23 protein-coding genes are annotated in these 20013 nt (G+C 64.8%); 7 read left to right on the top strand and 16 right to left on the bottom strand.

The window, feature by feature from the left end; genetic code table 11:
- The first annotated feature begins 23 nt into the window (after positions 1 to 23).
- The gene (locus tag ACJYUO_RS13890) at positions 24 to 230 is read left to right on the top strand and encodes a hypothetical protein (protein WP_494345943.1); all 207 of its coding nucleotides are present in this window, start codon (positions 24 to 26) and stop codon (positions 228 to 230) included.
- Between the two features lie 151 nt (positions 231 to 381).
- On the opposite strand, the gene ACJYUO_RS13885 is transcribed toward ACJYUO_RS13890, so the two are convergent.
- The 5 genes from ACJYUO_RS13885 to ACJYUO_RS13865 are packed head-to-tail and all read right to left on the bottom strand — an operon-like array spanning position 382 to position 5776.
- Positions 382 to 1476 carry a glycosyltransferase family 2 protein gene (locus tag ACJYUO_RS13885; RefSeq protein WP_494345942.1) on the bottom strand — a complete coding sequence of 365 codons (1095 nt, stop codon included), beginning with the start codon at positions 1474 to 1476 and terminating at the stop codon, positions 382 to 384.
- Positions 1469 to 2950 carry a nucleotide sugar dehydrogenase gene (locus ACJYUO_RS13880; protein WP_494345941.1) on the bottom strand — a complete coding sequence of 494 codons (1482 nt, stop codon included), beginning with the start codon at positions 2948 to 2950 and terminating at the stop codon, positions 1469 to 1471. The genes ACJYUO_RS13885 and ACJYUO_RS13880 overlap by 8 nt, the downstream gene beginning before the upstream one ends.
- Positions 2950 to 3975: a Gfo/Idh/MocA family oxidoreductase gene (locus ACJYUO_RS13875; RefSeq protein WP_494345940.1), complete on the bottom strand. Its 1026-nt coding sequence runs from the start codon at positions 3973 to 3975 to the stop codon at positions 2950 to 2952. Before ACJYUO_RS13875 ends, ACJYUO_RS13880 begins: the two co-directional genes overlap by 1 nt.
- Positions 3972 to 5192: a DegT/DnrJ/EryC1/StrS family aminotransferase gene (locus tag ACJYUO_RS13870; RefSeq protein WP_494345939.1), complete on the bottom strand. Its 1221-nt coding sequence runs from the start codon at positions 5190 to 5192 to the stop codon at positions 3972 to 3974. Before ACJYUO_RS13870 ends, ACJYUO_RS13875 begins: the two co-directional genes overlap by 4 nt.
- The gene (locus ACJYUO_RS13865) at positions 5189 to 5776 is read right to left on the bottom strand and encodes an acyltransferase (RefSeq protein WP_494345938.1); all 588 of its coding nucleotides are present in this window, start codon (positions 5774 to 5776) and stop codon (positions 5189 to 5191) included. Before ACJYUO_RS13865 ends, ACJYUO_RS13870 begins: the two co-directional genes overlap by 4 nt.
- A gap of 466 nt (positions 5777 to 6242) precedes the next feature.
- Here ACJYUO_RS13865 and ACJYUO_RS13860 point away from each other — a divergent pair, with 466 nt between their 5' ends.
- A complete protein-coding gene (locus tag ACJYUO_RS13860) occupies positions 6243 to 6779 on the top strand; it encodes a DUF7344 domain-containing protein (protein ID WP_494345937.1) in 537 nt (178 codons plus the stop codon).
- A gap of 295 nt (positions 6780 to 7074) precedes the next feature.
- On the opposite strand, the gene ACJYUO_RS13855 is transcribed toward ACJYUO_RS13860, so the two are convergent.
- The 4 genes from ACJYUO_RS13855 to ACJYUO_RS13840 all read right to left on the bottom strand — a co-directional run bounded on the left by ACJYUO_RS13855 (position 7075) and on the right by ACJYUO_RS13840 (position 9699).
- Positions 7075 to 8064 (bottom strand): DUF1616 domain-containing protein, encoded by a 990-nt coding sequence (locus tag ACJYUO_RS13855; protein WP_494345936.1) that lies wholly within the window; start codon positions 8062 to 8064, stop codon positions 7075 to 7077.
- A gap of 194 nt (positions 8065 to 8258) precedes the next feature.
- Complete coding sequence (locus tag ACJYUO_RS13850) at positions 8259 to 8534, bottom strand: PadR family transcriptional regulator (RefSeq protein ID WP_006431458.1); 276 nt, start codon at positions 8532 to 8534, stop codon at positions 8259 to 8261.
- Positions 8535 to 8762: 228 nt separating this feature from the next.
- Positions 8763 to 9101: a helix-turn-helix domain-containing protein gene (locus ACJYUO_RS13845; protein ID WP_494345935.1), complete on the bottom strand. Its 339-nt coding sequence runs from the start codon at positions 9099 to 9101 to the stop codon at positions 8763 to 8765.
- Between the two features lie 418 nt (positions 9102 to 9519).
- Positions 9520 to 9699 carry a hypothetical protein gene (locus ACJYUO_RS13840; RefSeq protein ID WP_494345934.1) on the bottom strand — a complete coding sequence of 60 codons (180 nt, stop codon included), beginning with the start codon at positions 9697 to 9699 and terminating at the stop codon, positions 9520 to 9522.
- Between ACJYUO_RS13840 and ACJYUO_RS13835 the strand changes: the two genes are divergently transcribed.
- Complete coding sequence (locus tag ACJYUO_RS13835) at positions 9698 to 9859, top strand: DUF7563 family protein (RefSeq protein ID WP_007109247.1); 162 nt, start codon at positions 9698 to 9700, stop codon at positions 9857 to 9859. The two genes, ACJYUO_RS13840 and ACJYUO_RS13835, sit on opposite strands and share 2 nt — an antisense overlap.
- Positions 9860 to 10229: 370 nt before the next feature.
- Positions 10230 to 10733 carry a DUF7344 domain-containing protein gene (locus ACJYUO_RS13830; protein ID WP_494345933.1) on the top strand — a complete coding sequence of 168 codons (504 nt, stop codon included), beginning with the start codon at positions 10230 to 10232 and terminating at the stop codon, positions 10731 to 10733.
- 195 nt (positions 10734 to 10928) lie between these two features.
- Here ACJYUO_RS13830 and ACJYUO_RS13825 read toward each other — a convergent pair whose 3' ends face one another.
- The 3 genes from ACJYUO_RS13825 to ACJYUO_RS13815 form a co-directional block, all read right to left on the bottom strand.
- Positions 10929 to 12743: a DUF7282 domain-containing protein gene (locus tag ACJYUO_RS13825; protein WP_494345932.1), complete on the bottom strand. Its 1815-nt coding sequence runs from the start codon at positions 12741 to 12743 to the stop codon at positions 10929 to 10931.
- A 155-nt stretch (positions 12744 to 12898) separates the two neighbouring features.
- Entirely contained in the window at positions 12899 to 13393 is a 495-nt protein-coding gene (locus tag ACJYUO_RS13820; RefSeq protein ID WP_494345931.1) for a helix-turn-helix transcriptional regulator, read from the bottom strand.
- A gap of 394 nt (positions 13394 to 13787) precedes the next feature.
- Positions 13788 to 14777 (bottom strand): NAD-dependent epimerase/dehydratase family protein, encoded by a 990-nt coding sequence (locus ACJYUO_RS13815; RefSeq protein WP_494345930.1) that lies wholly within the window; start codon positions 14775 to 14777, stop codon positions 13788 to 13790.
- A 170-nt stretch (positions 14778 to 14947) separates the two neighbouring features.
- Between ACJYUO_RS13815 and ACJYUO_RS13810 the strand changes: the two genes are divergently transcribed.
- From ACJYUO_RS13810 to ACJYUO_RS13800, 3 genes are all read left to right on the top strand, one after another.
- Complete coding sequence (locus ACJYUO_RS13810) at positions 14948 to 15328, top strand: hypothetical protein (RefSeq protein ID WP_494345929.1); 381 nt, start codon at positions 14948 to 14950, stop codon at positions 15326 to 15328.
- Positions 15329 to 15449: 121 nt separating this feature from the next.
- Entirely contained in the window at positions 15450 to 16817 is a 1368-nt protein-coding gene (gene allB / locus ACJYUO_RS13805) for an allantoinase AllB (protein ID WP_494345928.1), read from the top strand.
- 203 nt (positions 16818 to 17020) lie between these two features.
- The gene (locus ACJYUO_RS13800) at positions 17021 to 17269 is read left to right on the top strand and encodes a hypothetical protein (RefSeq protein ID WP_494345927.1); all 249 of its coding nucleotides are present in this window, start codon (positions 17021 to 17023) and stop codon (positions 17267 to 17269) included.
- 10 nt (positions 17270 to 17279) lie between these two features.
- On the opposite strand, the gene ACJYUO_RS13795 is transcribed toward ACJYUO_RS13800, so the two are convergent.
- The 4 genes from ACJYUO_RS13795 to ACJYUO_RS13780 all read right to left on the bottom strand — a co-directional run bounded on the left by ACJYUO_RS13795 (position 17280) and on the right by ACJYUO_RS13780 (position 19773).
- A complete protein-coding gene (locus ACJYUO_RS13795; RefSeq protein WP_494345926.1) occupies positions 17280 to 18350 on the bottom strand; it encodes a quinone-dependent dihydroorotate dehydrogenase in 1071 nt (356 codons plus the stop codon).
- 132 nt (positions 18351 to 18482) lie between these two features.
- The gene (locus ACJYUO_RS13790; RefSeq protein WP_494345925.1) at positions 18483 to 18815 is read right to left on the bottom strand and encodes a (2Fe-2S) ferredoxin domain-containing protein; all 333 of its coding nucleotides are present in this window, start codon (positions 18813 to 18815) and stop codon (positions 18483 to 18485) included.
- Complete coding sequence (locus ACJYUO_RS13785) at positions 18812 to 19585, bottom strand: CbtA family protein (RefSeq protein WP_494345924.1); 774 nt, start codon at positions 19583 to 19585, stop codon at positions 18812 to 18814. The genes ACJYUO_RS13790 and ACJYUO_RS13785 overlap by 4 nt, the downstream gene beginning before the upstream one ends.
- A 5-nt stretch (positions 19586 to 19590) precedes the next feature.
- Positions 19591 to 19773, bottom strand: coding sequence for a CbtB domain-containing protein (locus tag ACJYUO_RS13780; RefSeq protein WP_006431470.1), 183 nt, complete (start codon positions 19771 to 19773; stop codon positions 19591 to 19593).
- Between the last annotated feature and the right edge of the window lie 240 nt (positions 19774 to 20013).

Genomic DNA, 20013 nt, shown 5'->3' with positions numbered 1-20013 from the left:
GAGCCGACTAGTCCCCCCGTTCTATGAGTCTCTCTACACTCCTCAGTGAGCTGTTCTCCGGCGATGAGACAGCCGCTGAATCACCCGATACAGCCCCGGAAGGCGGCGAGAACGTGCCGTCTGTCACGGTCGTCCACGAGTGCCGCAACTGCGGGACGAACGTTTCGGCCGGCACGACGCAGTGTCCCGCCTGCGAGGCCGATGACATCGTGACGTACTCGATCGAGTGACCGACACCGACGGCAGTCGGTCGGACTCCCGGGAGAGGGGTCACTCCGTCGTTCGACCCGTCCGCAGAAATTCTCGTCGTCGGCCACAATCGCGCGACGTTCGAACGGACTCCCGTACTCCTGCTCGTCCGTCTTCCGCTCGAGGACCCCGTTATCGCGGCTCGCTCCGCGCCGGCACTCGCTCGTCGCGGTCCCCGTCGGGTTCGTCAGGCCGGTCCTGTTCCGTCGCGTCGGCACATTGAACCTCGAGGTCCTCGTTGGCCTCGGCGTCGAGCCTGATGGCAGTACCCAGTGAAACCAGCCCGAGCAGGCCGGCGACGAACGAGGCGATGCCGGCCGTAAAGCCGTCGTTGCCGTCGATCGCACGCGCGACGGAGCCGAGAACGCCCGCCGCGCCGCCGACGAGCCCCGCGGTCCCGGCGGCGTAGTAGACGACGGCCGGGTTGAACGACCGGACCACGTACCGCGTCTTCAGCCGCCAGCAGAAGCTCCGGAGCAACAGCAGCGAGACAAACCGGACGAAGGGCACGTACTTGATGCTGCTCTCCTCGTCGCCGTAGACCGCGGACATGGGTACGTCCGCGACCCGACAACCCGCCACGTTGAGGTGGGTCAGGAGGTGATTGAGGAAGCCGTACTGATCGGTGATCGACTCGAGGTCGAGTGCCTCGATCGCCTCGCGCGAAATGGCCGTGTAGCCGTTCTGTGGGTCGCCGATCGACCAGTAGCCCGAGGCGAACTTCGAGAGGCCGGTGAGCATCGCGTTTCCGACGAAACGGAACGTCGACATGTCCTCGCGGTCCTCGGCGCTGCGCAGCCGGTTGCCCTTGGCGTAGTCGGCCTCGCCGGTGACGACGGGGTCGATGATCCGATCGAGAATTTCGGGGTCCATCTGCCCGTCGCCGTTCATCACCGCGACGACGTCGATCCCGTCCTCGGCGGCGCGCCGGTAGCCGGTCTTGACCGCCGCGCCGTAGCCGTGGTTTTCCTCGTGGCGGATCGGCACGACGCGCCGACCGTCGCCGCCGTCGGCCACCGCCAGTTCCGAGTCGGCGGTCTCGTCGTTCGCCCCCTCGTTGAGCCGGTCGGCGATCCGCTGGATCACGTCCCAGCTCTCGTCCGGCGACCTGTCGTCGACGGCGTAGATCCGGTCGACGAAGTCGGGCACGGTTTCGATGACACGGCCGACGAAGGCCGCCTCGTCGTAGGCCGTCACGACGACGCCGATCTGCTTGCCCTTATACATCGTTGCCTCCGTCCGTCCGATGGGCAGCCGGTTCGCCGTCGGCGGCCGCCGATCGTTCGGTCGGTTCCGCCGAGCCGGTCTCGCCCTCGCCGTCGGGCGACCCTCGCGGCGGTCGACCGTCGCTCGAGCCGCCGAGATCGTACTCGCGGTGGGCCGTCGCCGAGAGGTCGACCGCGTCCCGGCCGTCGACGACCACCATGGGCTCGAGGGCGGGCCAGTCGATCCGGTCGAAGTCCGCGTGCGGGGTGACGATCACCGCAGCGTCGAATTCCTCGTCGGCGATCTCGTCGATTCCCACGGCTCGAGCGCCGTAGTCGGCCGGATCGACGAGCGGATCGACGCCCGCGACATCGGCTCCTCGCTCGCGCAGGCCGTCGATGACTCCCAGCGCGGGCGATGCGCGGGTCTCCTCGACGCCCGGTCGATACGTCACGCCGAGGACGACGACCGAAGCCTCCGCGAGGTCGGTACCAGTTGTGGCGAGTTCCCGCCCGAGGCGGTCGACGACGACTGCTGGCATCTCATCGTTGACCCGGCGCGCCGTCTCGGTCACGGCCATCGGCTCGTCGGTTCGGCCGAGCAGGAAGTGCGGGTAGTACGGAATGCAGTGGCCGCCGACGCCCGGGCCGGGGTCGTGGAGTTGGCACATCGGCAGGTCGTTTGCCGTGTCGATCGCCTCGCGAACGGAGATCTCGAGTTCGTCCGCGAGCCGCCCTAGCTCGTTTGCCAGTCCGATGTTCACGTCGCGATAGAGCCCCTCGAAGACCTTGACGGACTCCGCGGTCGTCGCGTCCGAGACCGGGTGGACGTCGTTGTCGGAGAGTTCGTCGTAGACGACCGCGGCCGCGCGCGTGCTCTCCTCGTCGACGCCACCGACGACCTTCGGGTACTGGCCGCGGATGTCCCGCAGCGCCGTCCCCGAGGACGTGCGCTCCGGACAGAACGCGAGCCCGAACTCGTCGGGCTCGAGGCCGCTTTCGCTTGCGAGGTGGGGCCGGAGGACGTCCCGGCAGGTTCCCGGCGGGAGCGTCGATTCGGCGATCACCAGATCGCCGGGCGCGAGGCCGGCCGCGATGTCGTCGGCGACCGACTCGACCGTCGCGAGGTTCGGCTCGTTGTCGTCGTCCAGCAGCGTCGGGACGATGATGACGTGGATTCGCGCGGCGTCGGCCGCCGCCGGCCCGTCGGTCGTCGCCGCGAGCCGGCCGGCCGCGACCTGTTCGGCGACCAGGTCCTCGAGGCCGGGTTCGCCGACGACGTGGCTCTCGCCGTCCGAAACCGTCTCGACAACGGCCGGATCGACGTCGACGCCGGTCACGTTCCCCGTCGTCTCGGCGTAGACCGCCGCGAGCGGGAGCCCCATCTTGCCGAGCCCGTAGACGGCGACCGGAACCTCGCCGCTCGTCACCCCGTCACGCTGCCGGCCGGGCGACTGGCTCGAGCCGTAGATCCCCTCGATCGAAGCGTCGGCCATCAGGCCTCCACCTCCGGTTCTCGGGGCTTCTCGTCGTCGGTTTCGTCTCCCGGCCCCGTGGCGAGCCGGTCGATCAACTGGACCGTCTCCAGGGCCGCGATGCCGTCCTCGGCAGTAACCTCCGGCTCGGAGCCGTCCCGAGCGGCCGCGACGAACGACTCGAGTTCGTTCCGGAGCGGTTCGCCGGTGTCGACGCGGGGCCGCTCGACGACGCTCTCGTGGCGGTACCGGGACTGGCCGTCGTCCGTGAGGTACTCGGGATAGGAATCGCGGTGGATCAACACCGACTGCTCGAGGTAGTCGACCTCGACGAGACACTCGCGGGCGGTGACGGTGAGTTTGCGCACCTTCTTCTGGGTGACACGGCTCGCAGTCACCGACGCGACCACGTCGTCGTACTCGATGGTCGCGGTGGCGTACTGGCCGCTTTCGGTCCCCATGGCGGTGACAGAGTGGGGCCGCTCGCCGAGGATCGAGCCGACGATGTCGACGTCGTGGACCATCAGGTCGAAGATGACGTTGCCCGGTGCCGTCCGATCGATCGGCGGCCCGAGTCGCTCGGCGTCGACGCTGATCACGTCCAGATCGTCGATCAGGTCCGCGACGGTCTGGACCGCCGGATTGAACCGCTCGATGTGGCCGACCTGTAAGACCAGTCCCGCCTCGCGGGCCTGTTCGGCGAGTCGCTGGCCCTGTTCGACGGTCTCCGCGATCGGTTTCTCGACGAGTACATTGACCCCCGCCTCGAGACAGGTCGAGACCGTCTCGTAGTGGGCGTGTGTCGGCACCGCGACCGTCACGACGTCACAGCGCTCGAGCAGCGTCTCGAGGGCGACCGGTTCGGTTCCGTACTCGGCGGCGACCCGCCGAGCGATACCCTCGTCGCGGTCGGTGATGCCGGCGAGTTCGACCGCCGGGAGTTCGTCGTAGACGCGCGCGTGATTCTCGCCCATCGAGCCGACGCCGATAACGCCGGCTCGGATCGGTTCCTCGGTCGTTTCGTCCGTCCGTCGGGTAGTGCTCATTGGCTGGTGAAGTGATCGCGGACTGCTTCGACGACGGTCCGTCGGTCGCGCTCGGAGAGGCCGGGATGGACCGGCAGCGAGAGCACCTCCTCGCCCGCCCGCTCGGCCTCGGGCAACGAGGCCGCGGCCGTGCTGACCGTCTCGTAGGCCGGCTGGCGGTGGATCGGCGTCTCGTAGTAGATGCCGGTCCCGACGTCCCGCTCGGAGAGGGTTTCCTCGAGCGCATCTCTGTCGTCGGTTCGAACGGTGTACTGGTGGTAGACGTGGCGGGAGCCGGTCGGCTCCGTCGGCGTCTCGAGCGGGAGATCGGCGAGGCGCTCGTCGTAGAAGGCGGCGTTGTCGCGACGCGCGCGGTTGAATTCGGCGATCCGCTCGAGTTGGACGCGGCCGATCGCCGCCGCGACGCTGGTCATGCGGTAGTTGTGGCCGAGGGCGACGTGGTCGTAGCCGCCGGTGCCGCTCATATCCCGGCCGTGATTGACGTAGCTCGCGGCGCGGTCGGCGATGTCCTCGCGGTCGGTAACGACCATCCCGCCCTCGCCGGTGGTCATGTTCTTCGTCGGATAGAACGAGAAGCAAGCGGCGTCGCCGAACTCGCCGACTCGTCGGCCGTCGATCTTCGCCCCGTGGGCCTGACAGGCGTCCTCGATGACGAACAAGTCCCGCGCGTCGGCGATGTCACACAACGCCGGCATGTCGGCCGGCAGGCCGTAGAGGTGAACCGGGAGAATGCCGACGATATCGTCCCGCTCGTCGAGCACCCGTTCGACATCGGCCGGGGACAGCGTGTACGTCTCGGGATCGATGTCAGCGAAGACCGGTTTCCCGCCCGCCAGCCGGATCGCGTTCGCGCTCGCGACGAAGGAAAACGGCGAGGTGATCACCGCGTCGCCGTCCTCGAGTCCGACGGCCTCGAGCGCGGCGTGGAGCGCGGTCGTCCCGTTTGCGGTCGCGACACCCGCTTCGGTCCCGCAGTAGGCCGCGAATTCTTCCTCGAACGCCCGGACTTCCGGCCCGTCGGCGAGCCGTCCGTTCTCGAGGATCGATTCGACTCGCTGGACGGCGTCGGCGCTGAGTTCGGGATCGGCGATCGGCACCGGCGTCGTCGTCTCCCGTTCGGGGTCGATCTCGGCCTCGGCCGTGTCGGCTCCCGCCCCGGAACCGGTGCCGGCGTCGATGCTCGTCTCGGTCTCGGCGTTCGTCTCGGTGTCGGTCATGCGAGTTGGTTCGCCCCCTCCAGTGGCTCCGGGAGCGTTTGGATGGTCGCCGGCGACCCGACGGCCATGCTGTCGGCCGGCACGTCCTCCGTGACGACGGCTCCGGCCGCGACGAACGCGTTCTCGCCGATCGTGACGCCGGGCAACAGCGTCGCGTTCGCACCGATCGACGCGCCGTCCTCGATCGTCGGCCCCTCGAGTCCGTCGTCGGTCCGGACGGGGTACCGGTCGTTCGTCAGCACGGCCCCCGGTCCGACGAAGACGTTGTCGCCGATCGTCGTCTGGGTCGGGACGTAGACGTTCGTCTGGAGGCTGACGTGCGAGCCGATCGTCGTCTGCCCGTCGATGACCGTCTTAGTGCCGACGAGCACGTCGTCGCCGATCGACGTTCCCTCGCGGACGAGCACGTCGTGTCCCGTCGCGAAGCCGTCGCCGATCGTCACGTCGCCGTAGATAATCGACCCGTCCCTGATCGTCGCGTCGTCGCCGATCCGCGTCGGCTCGTCGAACTCGCCGTAGCCGACCGTCGCGTCCTCGATCGTACAGTCGTCGCCGCGGACGACGTCGCGAATCGCCTCGCTCATCGCGGACCACCGCCGTTCTGACGGGCGTCGTTCCGGGCCTCGCTCGAGCGAACGCGACATCGCGTCATCGCGTCCGTTCGGACCGCTGATCGACATCGTGGTCGGTCGCGTATTCGTTTCATAGTGAATCGATACCCGCGTGGGCAATCGTGCTGACACAGCCGGTAACGAGGCTTTGTTATCCCCGGCCTGAGGGTCCCGTAGCCGCGAACTACAGCCTCACCGAGGGGGAAACGCGCGATCACTGCGAGCGGCCCGCCTGCAGCCGTGATCGTCAGTTGACACTCGTCTCGAGCGTTGAAACATCGGCGTAGGTGTCAGTCATCGCCGCTAACTGGTACAATTCCCTTTCGGACGGGTAGCCGAGTGATAGTAAAGTGTCATAGGCTGGCATCCGGTAGTGTGAGGAATCCGACTACACCCGTCAGACGGGAACGGGATCCGATCCGAGACGACGAGGACACACATGTCTGACAGCGAACTCACGCAAGCCAAACTGTTCGACGTATTCAGCAACGCACGCAGGCGGCGCACGGTCCAGTTCCTGAAACGACAGGGCGGTTCCTGCGATCTCGCACCGCTCGTCGAGCAGGTCGCTGCCTGGGAGAACGACACCGATCCCGACGACGTGACCCGGACCCAACGCCGGCGGGTCTACATCTCGTTGTACCAGACCCACCTGCCGATGCTCGAGGATCACGGGATCGTCGACTGGGACCCGGACGGACACGAGATAGAGCTCTTGCCAAGCGAAGACCGCTTCGAGCCGTACCTCGATCGCCACCTCGAAGACCAGCGCCAGTGGCACCGACTCTACGCCGCCGTGACCGCGGTCGGCGTCGTCGCGTTCGGGCTCTCGGCGCTTGCAGTCGGTCCGCTGACGACGGCCGCCGCGCCGGTCGTCGCACTGGGGCTCTGTTTCGCCGTCCTCGTTCTCTCGGTCGTACAGCACGTCTCGCGTCGTCCGGGACTCGCCCGTTCGTTCGGCCGCGCGAGCCGATAACCGCCGCTCTGTGTCCACCTCGGTCCTCGTCATCACCTCCTGCAGTCTCCTCCGTGTTTCGTTACCGGGCCCGCTCAGCAGCGGCGCTCGAGACGGCGAGGCGGCGACACTGACGATTGACCGCGTCCTACCGCGCCCTGCTGACGCTCGTCGCGTTCGACAGTAGTCTCCCGACCGCGACCCCATCGACTACCGGATCGTCGACCCCATCAAAAACAGACACCCGAGTCACACTGCGGCCGTTATCCGTCCGAATACGACGCGCCGACGGCGGCTCGAATCGTCCGGCGGCGCGTTACTCCCCGGTGACCGACACCCAGAAGTGGGTCGTCTCGTCCGCGTTCTCGTTCGTCGGCGTCGCCGGCGGCTCGTCCGCGTAGAGCAACACGCTGATCCGAACCGTCTCGCCCGATTCCGCCGTCGGCGCTATCGACCGCTCTCCGGTCCCGGTCGCGCCGTCCGAGACGCTCGCATCGATCCGCCGTAATTCGGTTCGGTCAACGACCTCCCTGTCCTCGAGGCGCTGTTGTTGGACGACGACCGTGTAGTCCTGATCGGTTCCCTCCTGATTCTCGATGGCGATCGTCAGCGGGATCGACTCGCCCGACTCGACCTCGCTAGGCAGCTCGCCCGCGACGATCTCCCCGTCTTCGTCTTCGCTATAGAGCGCGAGTTCGGTGAATCCGCCGCCAGACGCGGGCACTAGAAACGCCACGAACAGCGCGCTGACCGCCGTTCCAACCGCCAGTACGAGCAGTATCGACGAGGCCGTCGCGACCGCGCTCTCGCCGCGTCCGAACGATCCGAGGGTCGCGATCGGCGAGACCGAAAAGCGCTCGCCGGCCGGCGTTCGAAGTCGTCGCAGCGCACCGATCTGTGCGGTGACAACCGTGATGACGACGAGGGCGGCGGCGATCGACGTCGCGGTCAGTGCTACTCCTGCGAGCGGCAATGCTACAACGACGAGCGGAACGATCGCCAGCGACAACACGAATCCGAGCCCCGCTCGCTCGGTGGCATCGATCCCGCGGGGGCGACTCTCCGTGACCGTCGTCGCCGTCTCGCTCGCGTCTCGCGCGCCGGCCGGGAACAGGACCGAAACGAGCGCATAGCCCGGCAGAAAGAGGGCGAGCGGAAACGTCACGGCCAACCGCAGCGTGCTCTCGCTCGCGAACGATGTCACGACGAGAGACGCGATTACCGCGCCGATCGAGACCGCTGCGAGGTCGACGGGATAGCGACGAATGGCCCCGAATCGCGTCCAGCTACTCGTCCCATGACTCATCGACGATACACCGGCGTTCGCCGTTCGGCGTTCGATCTACGTGCTGACCTTACGAATGCCATTCTCGTGGCATCGCTCCACGCTTCGGTGCTTTGTTATGACCGGGTTACCGTCCAAACCGGTCGCTGACGCCCTCAGAACGCGATAGAGTGTACTCATCGGAACGCTGGCTCTCCGTTTGAACCGGCCTCTTCCTAAAAGTCGACGTACTGTGCCTCCCATTCCCGGCGCTCTTCGATCCGCTGTCGACCGGCGTCTGTGATCGCGTAGTAATTCGTTCGTCTGTCGAGTTGTCCCTTCTCGACCAGCTCCTTGTTGACGAGCGTGTCCAAATTCGGATACAGCCGCCCGTGATTGATCTCCGAACTGTAGTACTTCTCGACTTCGTCCTTGACGGTCTGCCCCGACGGTCGGTCAGCACCTGCGATCACGTACAACAGATCACGCTGGAAGCCGGTCAGGTCGTGCATTGCTCAATCACACTGACCGTTCTACTGAATAGATATTTGTTATCCGTCTCATACAGGTTCCGTTCGTTCCATTCAGACGAAATTACCCGAGCGAAACTGACTGTTCCGCAACTGGTCGGGAGTTCGAAAACACGATCGGTTCCGGACTCGAGTCGATCGAGAGGCGATAGTGACCGAGACGAACTCGTCCCCATATGCCGGGTAACCGTTTCCGAGACCGACGAGCGCTTACTCCTCCGTATCCGAAACCGCAACATCGATCCCATCCGCGCCGATCCGAACGCGGAGAACGTCGACGGTCGCTTCGTAGGCGGTTGTATGCGACCCATCGTCGTCGAACCGTACGCACTCCGCGATGAGGTCGCTCTCGAGGAGATTGTTGATTCGTCGATACACCGTCGCCGACGAGCTATCCGTCCGTTTGGTCAGCTCTTTTGCCGTCTTCGGACCGTCGCTCGTCGCCATGAGGATCGTCCGGGCACAGTCGTCCCCGAGGACATCGAGCTGGGCCGATGGGTCGACAGTCGACTCCGATCGCGTGTTCGTGTTACTCGCTTGCGTTGACATAGTCGTAGTCACCCGTCGATGACGGGCAGGCTCCGTTCGCTCTCCGTGAGAGGTGACGATTCGAAACGGTCGGCAGTTGGACCACCACTGTCCGGGGTTCCACCATTACATTCCAGCACAAAAATCGGTAAGCGATAGTGGTATTTTATAACGATGTACCTTACCGTCTGGCGCTATTTCGTTGCGCGACGTAAGATCATATTTCGATCCGGAAACCACGGCTTTCGGTCCATTTCCGGCTCGGTCAACTCAGCCTTTGACCGCCCAACACGGCCCAATACGACTGAATTCGGATTGAGGTCGATCGAACGATTATCCCCTATTCCGCGGTTTTAAAACGTCTCGCGGGATATATCGGCCGGAAAGAGGGTGTTTCTCGGTTCCCATGCCGCCGCCGCGAGTGAACGGTCAGCGTCCTTTATTCGCGTTTGCTCCCCTCGATACGATGATGCCCGGACGGGTATCGCGTCGAGTCGACGGTCACCGTCGACTCGAGGCCGTCGCGGTGGACACCGATCGTTCCAGTCCACGCGGCGGGATACGCGTCCGAGTACACCCCCCAAACCATGAACTCCACACAACACGACTGGAAGCCCATGGAATCGTCGACAGCCGGCGCTCGGTGTCGAAACTGCGGGACACACGTGACACAGCAGTTCGCCCGCGTCTTCGGTGATAACGGCGACATCGTCCACGGCTGTCCGTCCTGTACGACTTATCGGGAGATGCAATCCGGCGGGCATCTCCCCGGCGACTGAACCCCGCGCTCACCTGTTTTCGGCTGCCACACTCACATTCGACTCCCCTCGGTTAGCTGCCAAGCCCCTGGGCCGACCGGCTCGAGGCCGCACACCGGTTCGCCCCGCTTTTGCCGTCCCATCGGCTGCGCCATTATTTGTCACGTCCATTCGTGGTTGTCTCCCCACCAGAAGCGATTCGATCGCTCGATCCCGCGGCGTCGTCGCCCGTACCTGCTCCCTACTGTCGCCCGCGAATCCTGCTTGCTCGCCACGGGAACCGAACGAGGCCGTAACCTGCAAAAGTTAAAGTTAGTGGTGAGTGAAGTGGGATACATGGTCACTGGTGGTGGATTGTCCGTCGAGCGCCTGTTCCCCTTCTCTCTAATCGATGTCAGTTCAAACGGACAGAACTGAACCGCTCGCGGAGAGTGAGGTGTTTCACATCCTCGGCAACGACAGACGGCGGGCTATCGTTCAATTGCTCGCCGAGGAGGGCGGACAGATCGACGTCTCCGATGTTGCGACCGAGATCGCCGCGACCGAATCCGAGACGACGCCCGTCCCGAACAACCTCTACAAGAGCGTCTACGTCTCGCTCCAACAGACACACCTTCCCCAACTCGAGGAAGACGCCGTAATCGAGTACGATTCCGACGCGAAGACGATCCAACCCGGTCGCCACTTCGACGAGGTGCTTCAGTACGTCGACGGCCACGCCGCCGATCACTCGCAGATTCTGCGACTCCACCTCGTGCTCTGTGTCCTCGGCCTCGCCGTCATCGCGGTGGCCGGACTCAACCTCCCGCTTGCCTCGAGCATCGATCCGGTGCTCTCGAGCGTGCTCGTGTTTCTCGTGGTCGCCGCGAGCAGCCTCTACCGGCTGCTCGGGTAGGCCACGGCACGGTCGGGTCCTCGGTGGACTCGCCGGTTCGATACCCGCTCGAAGCGGAGTTGTATCGACAGCCGCGCTACCAGTCCGGCGACACCGCTTTCGGATAGCCGATGGTGGGATCGTCGAAAAATCGTGTTCCGGTATCGCCGCACCGCGACGGCGTAAAAAGACGCGCTGTCCGTTGGATCGCTCTCCTTAGGCGACGACGAATCCGATCGCAGCGGAGTCGTCGGTCGTCACACCGTCAGTCTCGTTGTCGGTGTCGAGACCGTCGTCGGTCTCGTTCGTTTCGTTCTCATCGATTCCGAATTCGGACTCGTTAGACTCCGTGTCGTCGAGTCCGTCCTCGGTCTCCTCGGTCAGCTCGATCATCGCGACTTCACCGGACTGATCGGTCAGCACCATGTGGATGTAGCTGCCGGCCTCGAGATCGGTCGTGTCGACCTCGAATTCGACAGTGTCGCTCTCGCCGCCCTCGAGTGTCACGTTCTGCTCGGCGACGAGGTCACCGTCGAGACGGAACTGGGCCGCCTCGGTGCGCTCCTCGTCGGTCGGGTTCTCGACCGTCGCCGTTACCGTGAGCGTGTCGCCAACCGTGGCGGTCTCGGGTGCCTCGAGATCAGTGACGTTGAACGAATCGGCCGTCACTGCTTCGTCAGCGGTTTCGTTGTCGTCGGTTTCGTTGTCGTCGATCGGCTCTTCATCGACGGGCTCCTCGTCGACCGGAGTCTCGTCGGTTTCGTTGTCGTCGGTTACGTTGTCGTCGATCGGTTCTTCGTCGACGGGCTCCTCATCAACGGGCTCGTCGTCGGTTACGTTGTCGTCGTCCGGTTCTTCAACGACTGGCTCCTCGTCGGTGATGTTGTCCATGCCGTCCGGCAGATCGTCGGCGCTGAGATTCTCACCGACGACGAGGACGTAAACGCTCGCGTTTTCGACGTTCAGATTTTCGATGTTTAGCTCCTCAACCGTGACGAAGATCGGACGATCCTCGGCGTCGATCGGCATTTCGTCCATCGGTTCTTCGACGGTTACGTTATCGTCGATTGGCTCTTCATCGACGGGTTCCTCGTCGACAGGCTCTTCGTCGGTTTCGTTATCGTCGATCGGCTCTTCATCGACGGGCTCATCGTCGATCGGAGTCTCGTCGGTTTCGTTGTCGTCAACCGGTTCTTCGTCAGTTTCGTTATCGATCGGTTCTTCGTCAACGGGTTCCCCGTCGACCGGAGTCTCGTCAGTCTCGTTATCGTCGACTGGCTCTTGGACCGGTTCGTCGACGTCGGTCTCGTTATCGTCGACTGGCTCTTGGACCGGTTCGTCGACATTGGTCTCGTTATCGTCGACCGGTTCCTCGTCAGTCGGTGCTTCGTCGTCTACCCCGCCGACGGTAACCATCGCGTCGTCGGTCACGGGCTCGTCCTCGGGCGTGACGAACGGTCCGTCAGCCTGCCCTTCGGTTTCGACGAAATCGTACTGCTGGTTGTCGTTCGTATCGCGGTGTGGCATCGCGATCAGCGTCTCGTCCTCCTCGAGCGGCTCGTCGAGCGTGACCTCGACGCTCTCGTACGTGCCCGCCTCGAGGTACTCCGACGTACCGATGACGCTCTCGAAGACGTTGCCCACGAGGAGGCTGCTGTCGTGGATCGTCACGAAGCCGTCACTCGCGAGGGAGACGTTCTCGACGACGACCGTGTCGTTCTCGATCGTCTGGTCGTTAAACGTCACATACGCGCCCTGTTGGCCGTCCGACTCCGTTTCGTTTTCGAGCCCGGTCTCGCCGGTGTCGGACTCGGTATCGTTCTCGCCCTCCTCGAGTCCGGTCGCCGTGTCCGCGCTCTCTGCCGTCGCTACTGATTCGTTCGTCGATTCGGTGTCTGTTCCGTCATACTCGTCCTGACTGACGTCGCTGCTCTGGGTCCCGCCGGTCGCGGCCGCCGCGACCATCGCCCCGCTCGAGCAGACGAGCATCAGTGCGGTGAGTACAACGAGTAACTGATTGCGTGCGTTCATAGTTGCCGTGATGGCATCACTCTCGTCGTTGGTTTGGCGGATAAACCGGCAGAACCATTACGCTGAGAAATTGGATACTACGGCCCGACAGTGCCGGGTTCCGTTGTGTGGCCACCGACGGAAAACAACGATTGCTGATAGGAACGGCCGGCCGGTTAGTCGTCGTTTGCCTGTTCGGGCGACTTCGACGCCGTTGGTTCGTGTCCCGGCAGGCAGACCAAATTCTCGCGCCCGAGTCGCAGTTTAGTTATCTGACCATCGTCCTCGAGATCGGCGAGCAAGCGACTGACTTTGGCTTTCGACCAGTCGACCGAATCGACGATATTCGACTGTTTCATCCGCCCTCCGTTCTCCGTGAGGAGTTGGCGCACCCGCTCGCGGTCGGTCACGAACTTCTCGCGGTTCGACTCGGTCTCGTTTGCGAGCGAGTCCGGTTCCTCGTATCGGTTGCGAGCAACGAGTAGTCCCCCAAGCAGTGCGAGCGCGGCCATTCCGACCAGAGCCACGAGATGGGCACCGCCGTCCAGTTGGAGCGGCTGGGTGACACTCGGGACGTACTCGGACCACGCGGGACCGATCGACGCGACTGCACCGGTGATCGACCACCCCCTCGAGTCGGAGCGAATGGAACCCTCTCGTCCGATAGTCATGGCTTCGAACGGTCTGTAGTCGCGTGATTCATGTCCAGTACCGTCGTGACCGCTCTACAAATCGGTTTTTATAAGGCAGGGACTGATAGTCCCCGGCGAGTATATCACGACAACTGTGATATCGACGTAGACGGCCACTCCGACGCTGTAGGCGTCGTTTGACCGGCGAATTCGATGGCGGCGGTATCGGAGCAACGCGGTTCGTGAGGATGGTACTGCAACACTCGCCAGGCATGGTATAGGCAGCCTTTGCTCGACGGATTGAATAAACTCGATCGGACGTTTGGAACGGCTAGCGCGGATTCGTCCCGGATTCAGCCGGTAAGACAATGTTAGCGAGAGTCTCCGGTGATCGAACACGACCGCGGCCGCAAGCTACTCGCTTCGAGTCGCCTTAACTGTACGAGCTACCCTCGCGATTCGGCTCGAGCGCGGTCCCGGTCTCCATGTCGGCACCATCGGACCGCCCGTCGCCGACCAGTGATCGAATGCCCGACTCGAGGCCGACGCGGGCATCGAATCCGAGATCGCGAGTCGCCTTCGCCGTGTCCGCGCCGCTGTGTCTGATATCGCCGGCCCGCGGGTCGCGGTTGACGATCGTCGAGGACGAACCGGTCGCATCGCGGACCGTCTCGGCGAGTTCCCGAATCGTCGTGCGCTGGCCCGTCCCGATATTGTACGCCTCGCCGACCGCGTCCGTCGTCGCCGCCCGCAGGTTCGCCCGGACGACGTCGCTGACGTGGACGAAGTCGCGGCTCTGCTGGCCGTCACCCTGAATGGTGATCGGCTCGTCTGCCCGCGCCTGCTCGAGAAACGTCGAAATAACGCCGCTGTAGGGCCCTTGCTGGCGGGGGCCGTAGACGTTGAAGTACCGCAACGCCACGGTCTCGAGCCCGTACAGCTCCTCGTAGAGCCGGGCGTACTGGTCGAGCGCGAGCTTCTGGATACCGTAGGGCGAGGTCGGCTTCGTCGACGCCGTCTCCGGCACCGGCAGCTCCTCGGGGTGGCCGTAGACGGCCGCGCTCGAGGCGACGACGACCCGAGCGTCCTCCTGGCGGGCCTGCTCGAGGACGAGGAGGCCCGCCTCGAGGTTTGTCCGGTTGCTCTGGCGTGGCTCGTCGACGCTTTGGGTAACGCTGACGACGGCGGCGTGGTGGAAGATCACGTCGACACCACGGGCCGCTCGCTGGAGCGCGATCGGATCGCGAACGTCACCCTCGATGATCGTCACGTCGTCGGGGACGGTAGCCCGGTCGCCGGTCGTGAAGTTATCGAGAATCCTGACATCGTTGCACGGTGCCAGCGCGTCGACGAGGTGGCTGCCGATAAAGCCTGCACCGCCGGTCACGAGGATCGTCTTATCACTGATTACTGGCGAGTCCATTTGCCGGGCCAACCAGTTCCTCGCTGTTTAGTATCACATTCGTACCCCCGCTAACCCCGCGGCTGTGTACGCGTAGGTAGTGCTTACGGTCGCTCTCGTCGGTGGCTCGGTCCCGACCGCCGGGACGATCGCAACAAGCTATAAGTCACGTCGTCGGACATGGTGGGTCAATGTCGATCGCCATCGGCCACTTCGCGTTCGGGGCGGCGATGACGACGTTGCTCGTCACCTATCTCGTTCCGACCGACCGTTATCCGCGAACGATCGTCCTATTCGGTGGTGGATGGGCGATGCTACCCGACTTCCACTGGATTAGCCCGATCGCAGCCGAGCGGCTCCGGGAGCTCCACCAAACGTCGGTGCTCACCGATCTCTTCTGGCTGCACCGGACATGGGACCGGGTCGACCCGACCGATTCGAAACTGGTCGCCGCGGGACTCCTCGCGTTCCTTTTCGCTGCGACGGCGGTCGCGGAACGCCGGGAGTATCAGGTCCCGCAGGCGGTCGAAACGACCTACCAGGAGTATCTGAACGTCGACTCGGGGGAGTGAGTCACCGAATCGATTCCGTATCTCCGACTCGGTCGGTTCCCCCGCTCGAGATTCCGTTGTCGCCGCCGGGGCGGACCCGTTTGGGGAAGCTATATGCGCGGCCCTCGGCAATCCCACGCCAATGACCGTCGACCTCGTCGTGCGCAACTGTACCGTCGTCACGCCCGCGGGTCGCTCGCCCGACTCGGGAGTCGCCGTCGAAGACGGCCGAATCGTCGCCGTCGGCCGAAGCGACCGGCTCCCCGACGCCGACCGTATCCTCGACGGCGAAGGGAACGTCCTCGTGCCCGGCATCGTGGACTGTCACATCCACAACCGCGAGCCCGGACTCGAGTACAAGGAAGACTGGGAGTCCGCGACCCGGGCGGCCGCGGCCGGCGGCGTGACGACCGTCGTCGGAATGCCGAACACGGACCCGGTCATCGACCGGCCCGAGCACCTCGAGATCAAGTTCGAGCGCGGCGAGGCGTCGGCCCACGTCGACTTCCAGAGCTACGCGGTCGTCACGAGCGAGAACCTCGATCTGCTCCCGGAAATCGACGAAACCGGCGCGCTCGGATTCAAGGTATTCCTCGGCTCGACGGTCGGCGACGTACCGCCGCCGAGCGACGGCGAGATCATAGAGGCAATGGAGAAAATACGGGAGACGGGCAAGCGGCTCGGCTTCCACGAGGAAAACGGCGAGATCATCGACCACTACACGGAGCGATTCAAAGCCGAGGGGCGAAACGAGCCGATCGACCACTCCCACTCGCGGCCCGTCATCGCCGAGCAGGAAGCGGTCGAGCGGATGATCACCTTCGCGGAGGAGACCGGCGCGAAGATTCACATGTTCCACGTTTCGTCGGGCTCGGCCGCCGAGGCCGTTGAGCGAGGGAAAGACCGTGGCGTCGACGTGACCGCGGAGACGACGCCCCACTACCTCTGGTTCACCGAGGACGTGATGCGCGAGAAAGGAAATGTCGCTCGAGTGCAGCCACCCATTCGGAACGCCGAGGAACACGACAAACTCTGGGACGTGGGTATCGACGACGGCGCGATCGACTGCATCGCCACGGATCACGCGCCCCACACCCCCGAGGAGAAGAAAGTCGACGACCCCTTCGGCAACACGTGGGAGGCGATCTCGGGGTTCGTCGGCCTCGAGACCGAAGTCCCGGCTATGCTCAGCTTCGTCGACCAGGGTCGATTCACGCTCGAGGAGTGGGTCCGCCGACACTCGACGCGCCCGGCCCAAGTGTGGGGAATGTACCCCCAGAAGGGGTCGCTGCAGGTCGGCACCGACGCGGACTTTACGATCGTCGACCCGGACCGCGAGTGGACGCTCGAGGACCGGCGGGATCTCCACTCGAAGAACTGCGTCACGCCGTTCGAGGGCGAATCGTTCACCGGGAAGGCGGTCGCGACGGTCGTCCGCGGCAAGCCGGTCTTCGAAGACGGGGCGGTCGTCGGCGAGTCGGGGTACGGGACGCGCGTCGACGTCGACTGATCCGAGTTTCGGTGCCGATTTGCCGGCACATCCCCGACTCCGGGTCTGTGCCGGCAATGACAGACAGCAGACCGTCTGACCCACGAACCCGTTGAACCGGCGGGTCGTCGGTACCGTCCGCCGCGACTCTTTTCAGATCGTGAAAGCGGCGGTCGGTTTATATTCTCGTCCCGCCCGTCCGACCGCAATGAAGATCACTCGCCATGACTGAAACAGCATCCGAGCCGGACGAGCAGGCGGAATCGGACGGACCGACCGAAACGGACAAGACCGAACAGCTCAGGTCGGTGTTCCTCTCGGTTACCGACGGCGACGCGGAGCCGGTTGTCGAGTCCCAACGCGAGGACACCCGCACGCGAGAAATACGCGAGGACCGGAGCGACGAGGTCGTCGGCCCCGCCGAACACCACGGACTCGAGGACGCGCTCGACGATCCGGAGCCCGCGGACTGACCGGGCCCGCTCACTCGAGGTCCGCGCCCACCGCATCCTCGACGGACGAAAAGCCGTCGCGCTCGAGCAGCGCCGAGAGCCCTCGATTGATCCGTTTTGCAGTCGACGGCCCCTCGTAGACGAACCCGGTGTACAGCTGAACGAGCGAGGCACCGGCGCGGATCTTCGCGTAGGCGCTTTCGGCCGAGTCGACGCCACCCACACCGATAATCGGGAGGTCGCCGTCGGTGTACTCCGCGAGCGAGCGGATGACCGCCGTCGAGCGAGCCTCGAGCGGCTTCCCGCTGAGTCCGCCCCACTCCTCTTGCCGGGGCGAGTCGAGTCCCTCGCGACTTGTCGAGGTGTTCGTCGCGACGATGCCGTCGAGGTCGAACTCCCGAACGATATCGACGAGATCGAAGACGGACTCTTCGGGCTCGTCGGGGCCGATCTTCACGAGTATCGGCACGTCGCGGTCGTTTTCGGCCTCGAGCGTCTCGAAGATCGCCCGCAGGTGCTCGGGCGAGCCCTCGTCGAATTCCTCGGGCGTGTTCGGACAGGAGACGTTCACCACGACGTAGTCGGCAAAGGGCGAGAGCCGGTCGAAGACACGGCGGTAGTCCTCGATGGCCTCGTGCTCGTTCGAGGAGTTCATTTTGCCGACGTTGACCCCGAGCGGGATCGAGGGAGTGCCGTCGGCCTCGAGTCGCGATTTGACCCGCTCCATTCCCTGCCCGTTGAATCCCATCCGGTTGACCATCGCCTCGTCCTCGCGCAGGCGGAAGAGCCGAGGTCGGTCGTTGCCCGACTGTGGGTAGGGCGTGACGGTTCCGATTTCGACGAAGCCAAAGCCCAGTGCCGCGAGCGCGTGGGTCACTTCGGCGTTCTTGTCGAAGCCGGCGGCGACACCGACCGGGTTCGGAAACGTGGTGTCGAACAGGTCGACCTCGAGAGCGGGGTCGTCGTACTGATACGCATACGAGAGCGCCGCCCGCGTTGGCCGCGTCGATTGGGCCGCCCGGAGCGTTCGTTTGCCGAGATCGTGGGCCGTCTCGGCCGGGAGTTTGAACGCGAGGGGGCGGACCCGCGAGTACAGCGTCATTGCAACCACGTGCGGACGGCCGATAGGTAAACGTCCCGAAGCGCTCGAGGTCGTGTCGACCGCGGCTTCCCAAAAACGGACTGCCAGGAACTCGGGGCGAAATGCCGTGCCGTCGTGCCGTCGTCCGCCGGCTCAATCCTCGCCGCGAACCCGCGTCGCGTCCGGGCCGAACTCCGACTCGAGGAGGTCGGGGACCGTCTCGGGGGTCACGTCCGAGTACCAGGTGTTTCGCGGCTGAATCGAAATCGCAGTGCCGTCCTCGCTGCACAGCCCCAGGCAGTCGGTTTCGCTGACCGAGACCGCCGTCCAGAAGGCGTCCCGTTCGCGGAGCCAGTCTTTGACTGCCGCGACCGTTTCCTTGGCTCCGACCGCGCCACAACTCGCGTACTCGCCGTCGCGATCGTTGGTACAGACGAAAACGTGCGCCTCGAGGCGCTCGCGGTGTTCCTCGGTCCGGTCTTTCATGGACTGGTCAGGAGGTCGTCGCGTCGCTCGGCGGTCGAACGTACGCCGGCCCGCGTCTGGAGCCAGCCGAAACAGCCCGCGACGAGTGCCCAGAGCGCGGCCTGGCTCAGTGCGGTCAGTCCGCGGAAGGCGGTCACGAGTTCGGCCGGCATCGAGCCGGACTCGACGATCGTCGGTGCAGCAATCGCGGTGACCGCTACGAGTACGACGATCGGGACCGTGGCTGCGACTCCCCCGAGCGGTCGGCTGCGCACCGAGACGCGCCGGTAGCCGTAGATCGAAAGGGCGGCGACGAGTGCGCCGACGGCCATCAGTCCCGCATACATTGCGATCCGGAGCGTAGGATCGAACGCCTGTTCGGCACCCGGCGTCGTCGGCGGGAGCACCAGCCACGGCGCGACCGAGACGGTGAGGAAGCCGGCACCGGCTAGGACGTAGGGCTTGACTCGCCCGCGACCGGGCAGAGCTGGCTCGAGGAAGTAGAAGGCGAGCGCGAAGACGCCGCCGAGCAAGATCCCCCAGAGGACGCCGCTGCCGACGCTCACTGCGGCGGTCGTCGCTTCGCTCACCGCGTGAGCGTGCTCGCCAGCGGCGTGGGCGTGCTCCCCGGCCTCGTGGGCATGTTCGCCGGCGTGGGTGTGCTCGCCGCCCTCCGCGACCGTCTCCATGTAGCCGATCATCGGGTTCGCAACGACCGCCATGTAGGCCCCGTATGCGATCCCCGCAATCGCGCCGGCGAGTACGCCTCGCTCGAGGTAGTCGACGAGCATCGGTCTCAGTGACAGACGACGCCGGCGGCGTGTCGGAAGTTGTGCATCGAGTCGTGGATCAGCGGCTCCTGGAGGAACAGCAGCGCGAACGAAAGCGCCGCAGCGAACGCGAAGACGGCCAGTAGCTGTGCTGTCGTAAGGTCGTCACGGGCGGCCCCGATTCGACCGTGAACGGTTTCGGTCGTCATGCAAGTCAGATTTCTCTACTGAAACTGTGCTTGTAAAGATACCGATCGCAAAGCGACGACAGCGGATCGCGCTCGTACCGACCGTTCGACGGAGAGACGACCCAAACCTCCAACGTCTGTCAGGACCTCACCGGTGAACGCGTCGGAATCCGTGACTACCGGTGGATAACGAAATCGTTTTCCTACGGCTACCGCTTGATTCGACTACCAACGAGAGCCATGAGTACCCAATGTCGGTCC

The organism is Natrinema sp. CRL1 (genome assembly GCF_059162405.1).
The sequence above is the reverse complement of the archived record's forward strand: the minus strand, read 5'-3'. Positions and strand labels throughout refer to the sequence as shown.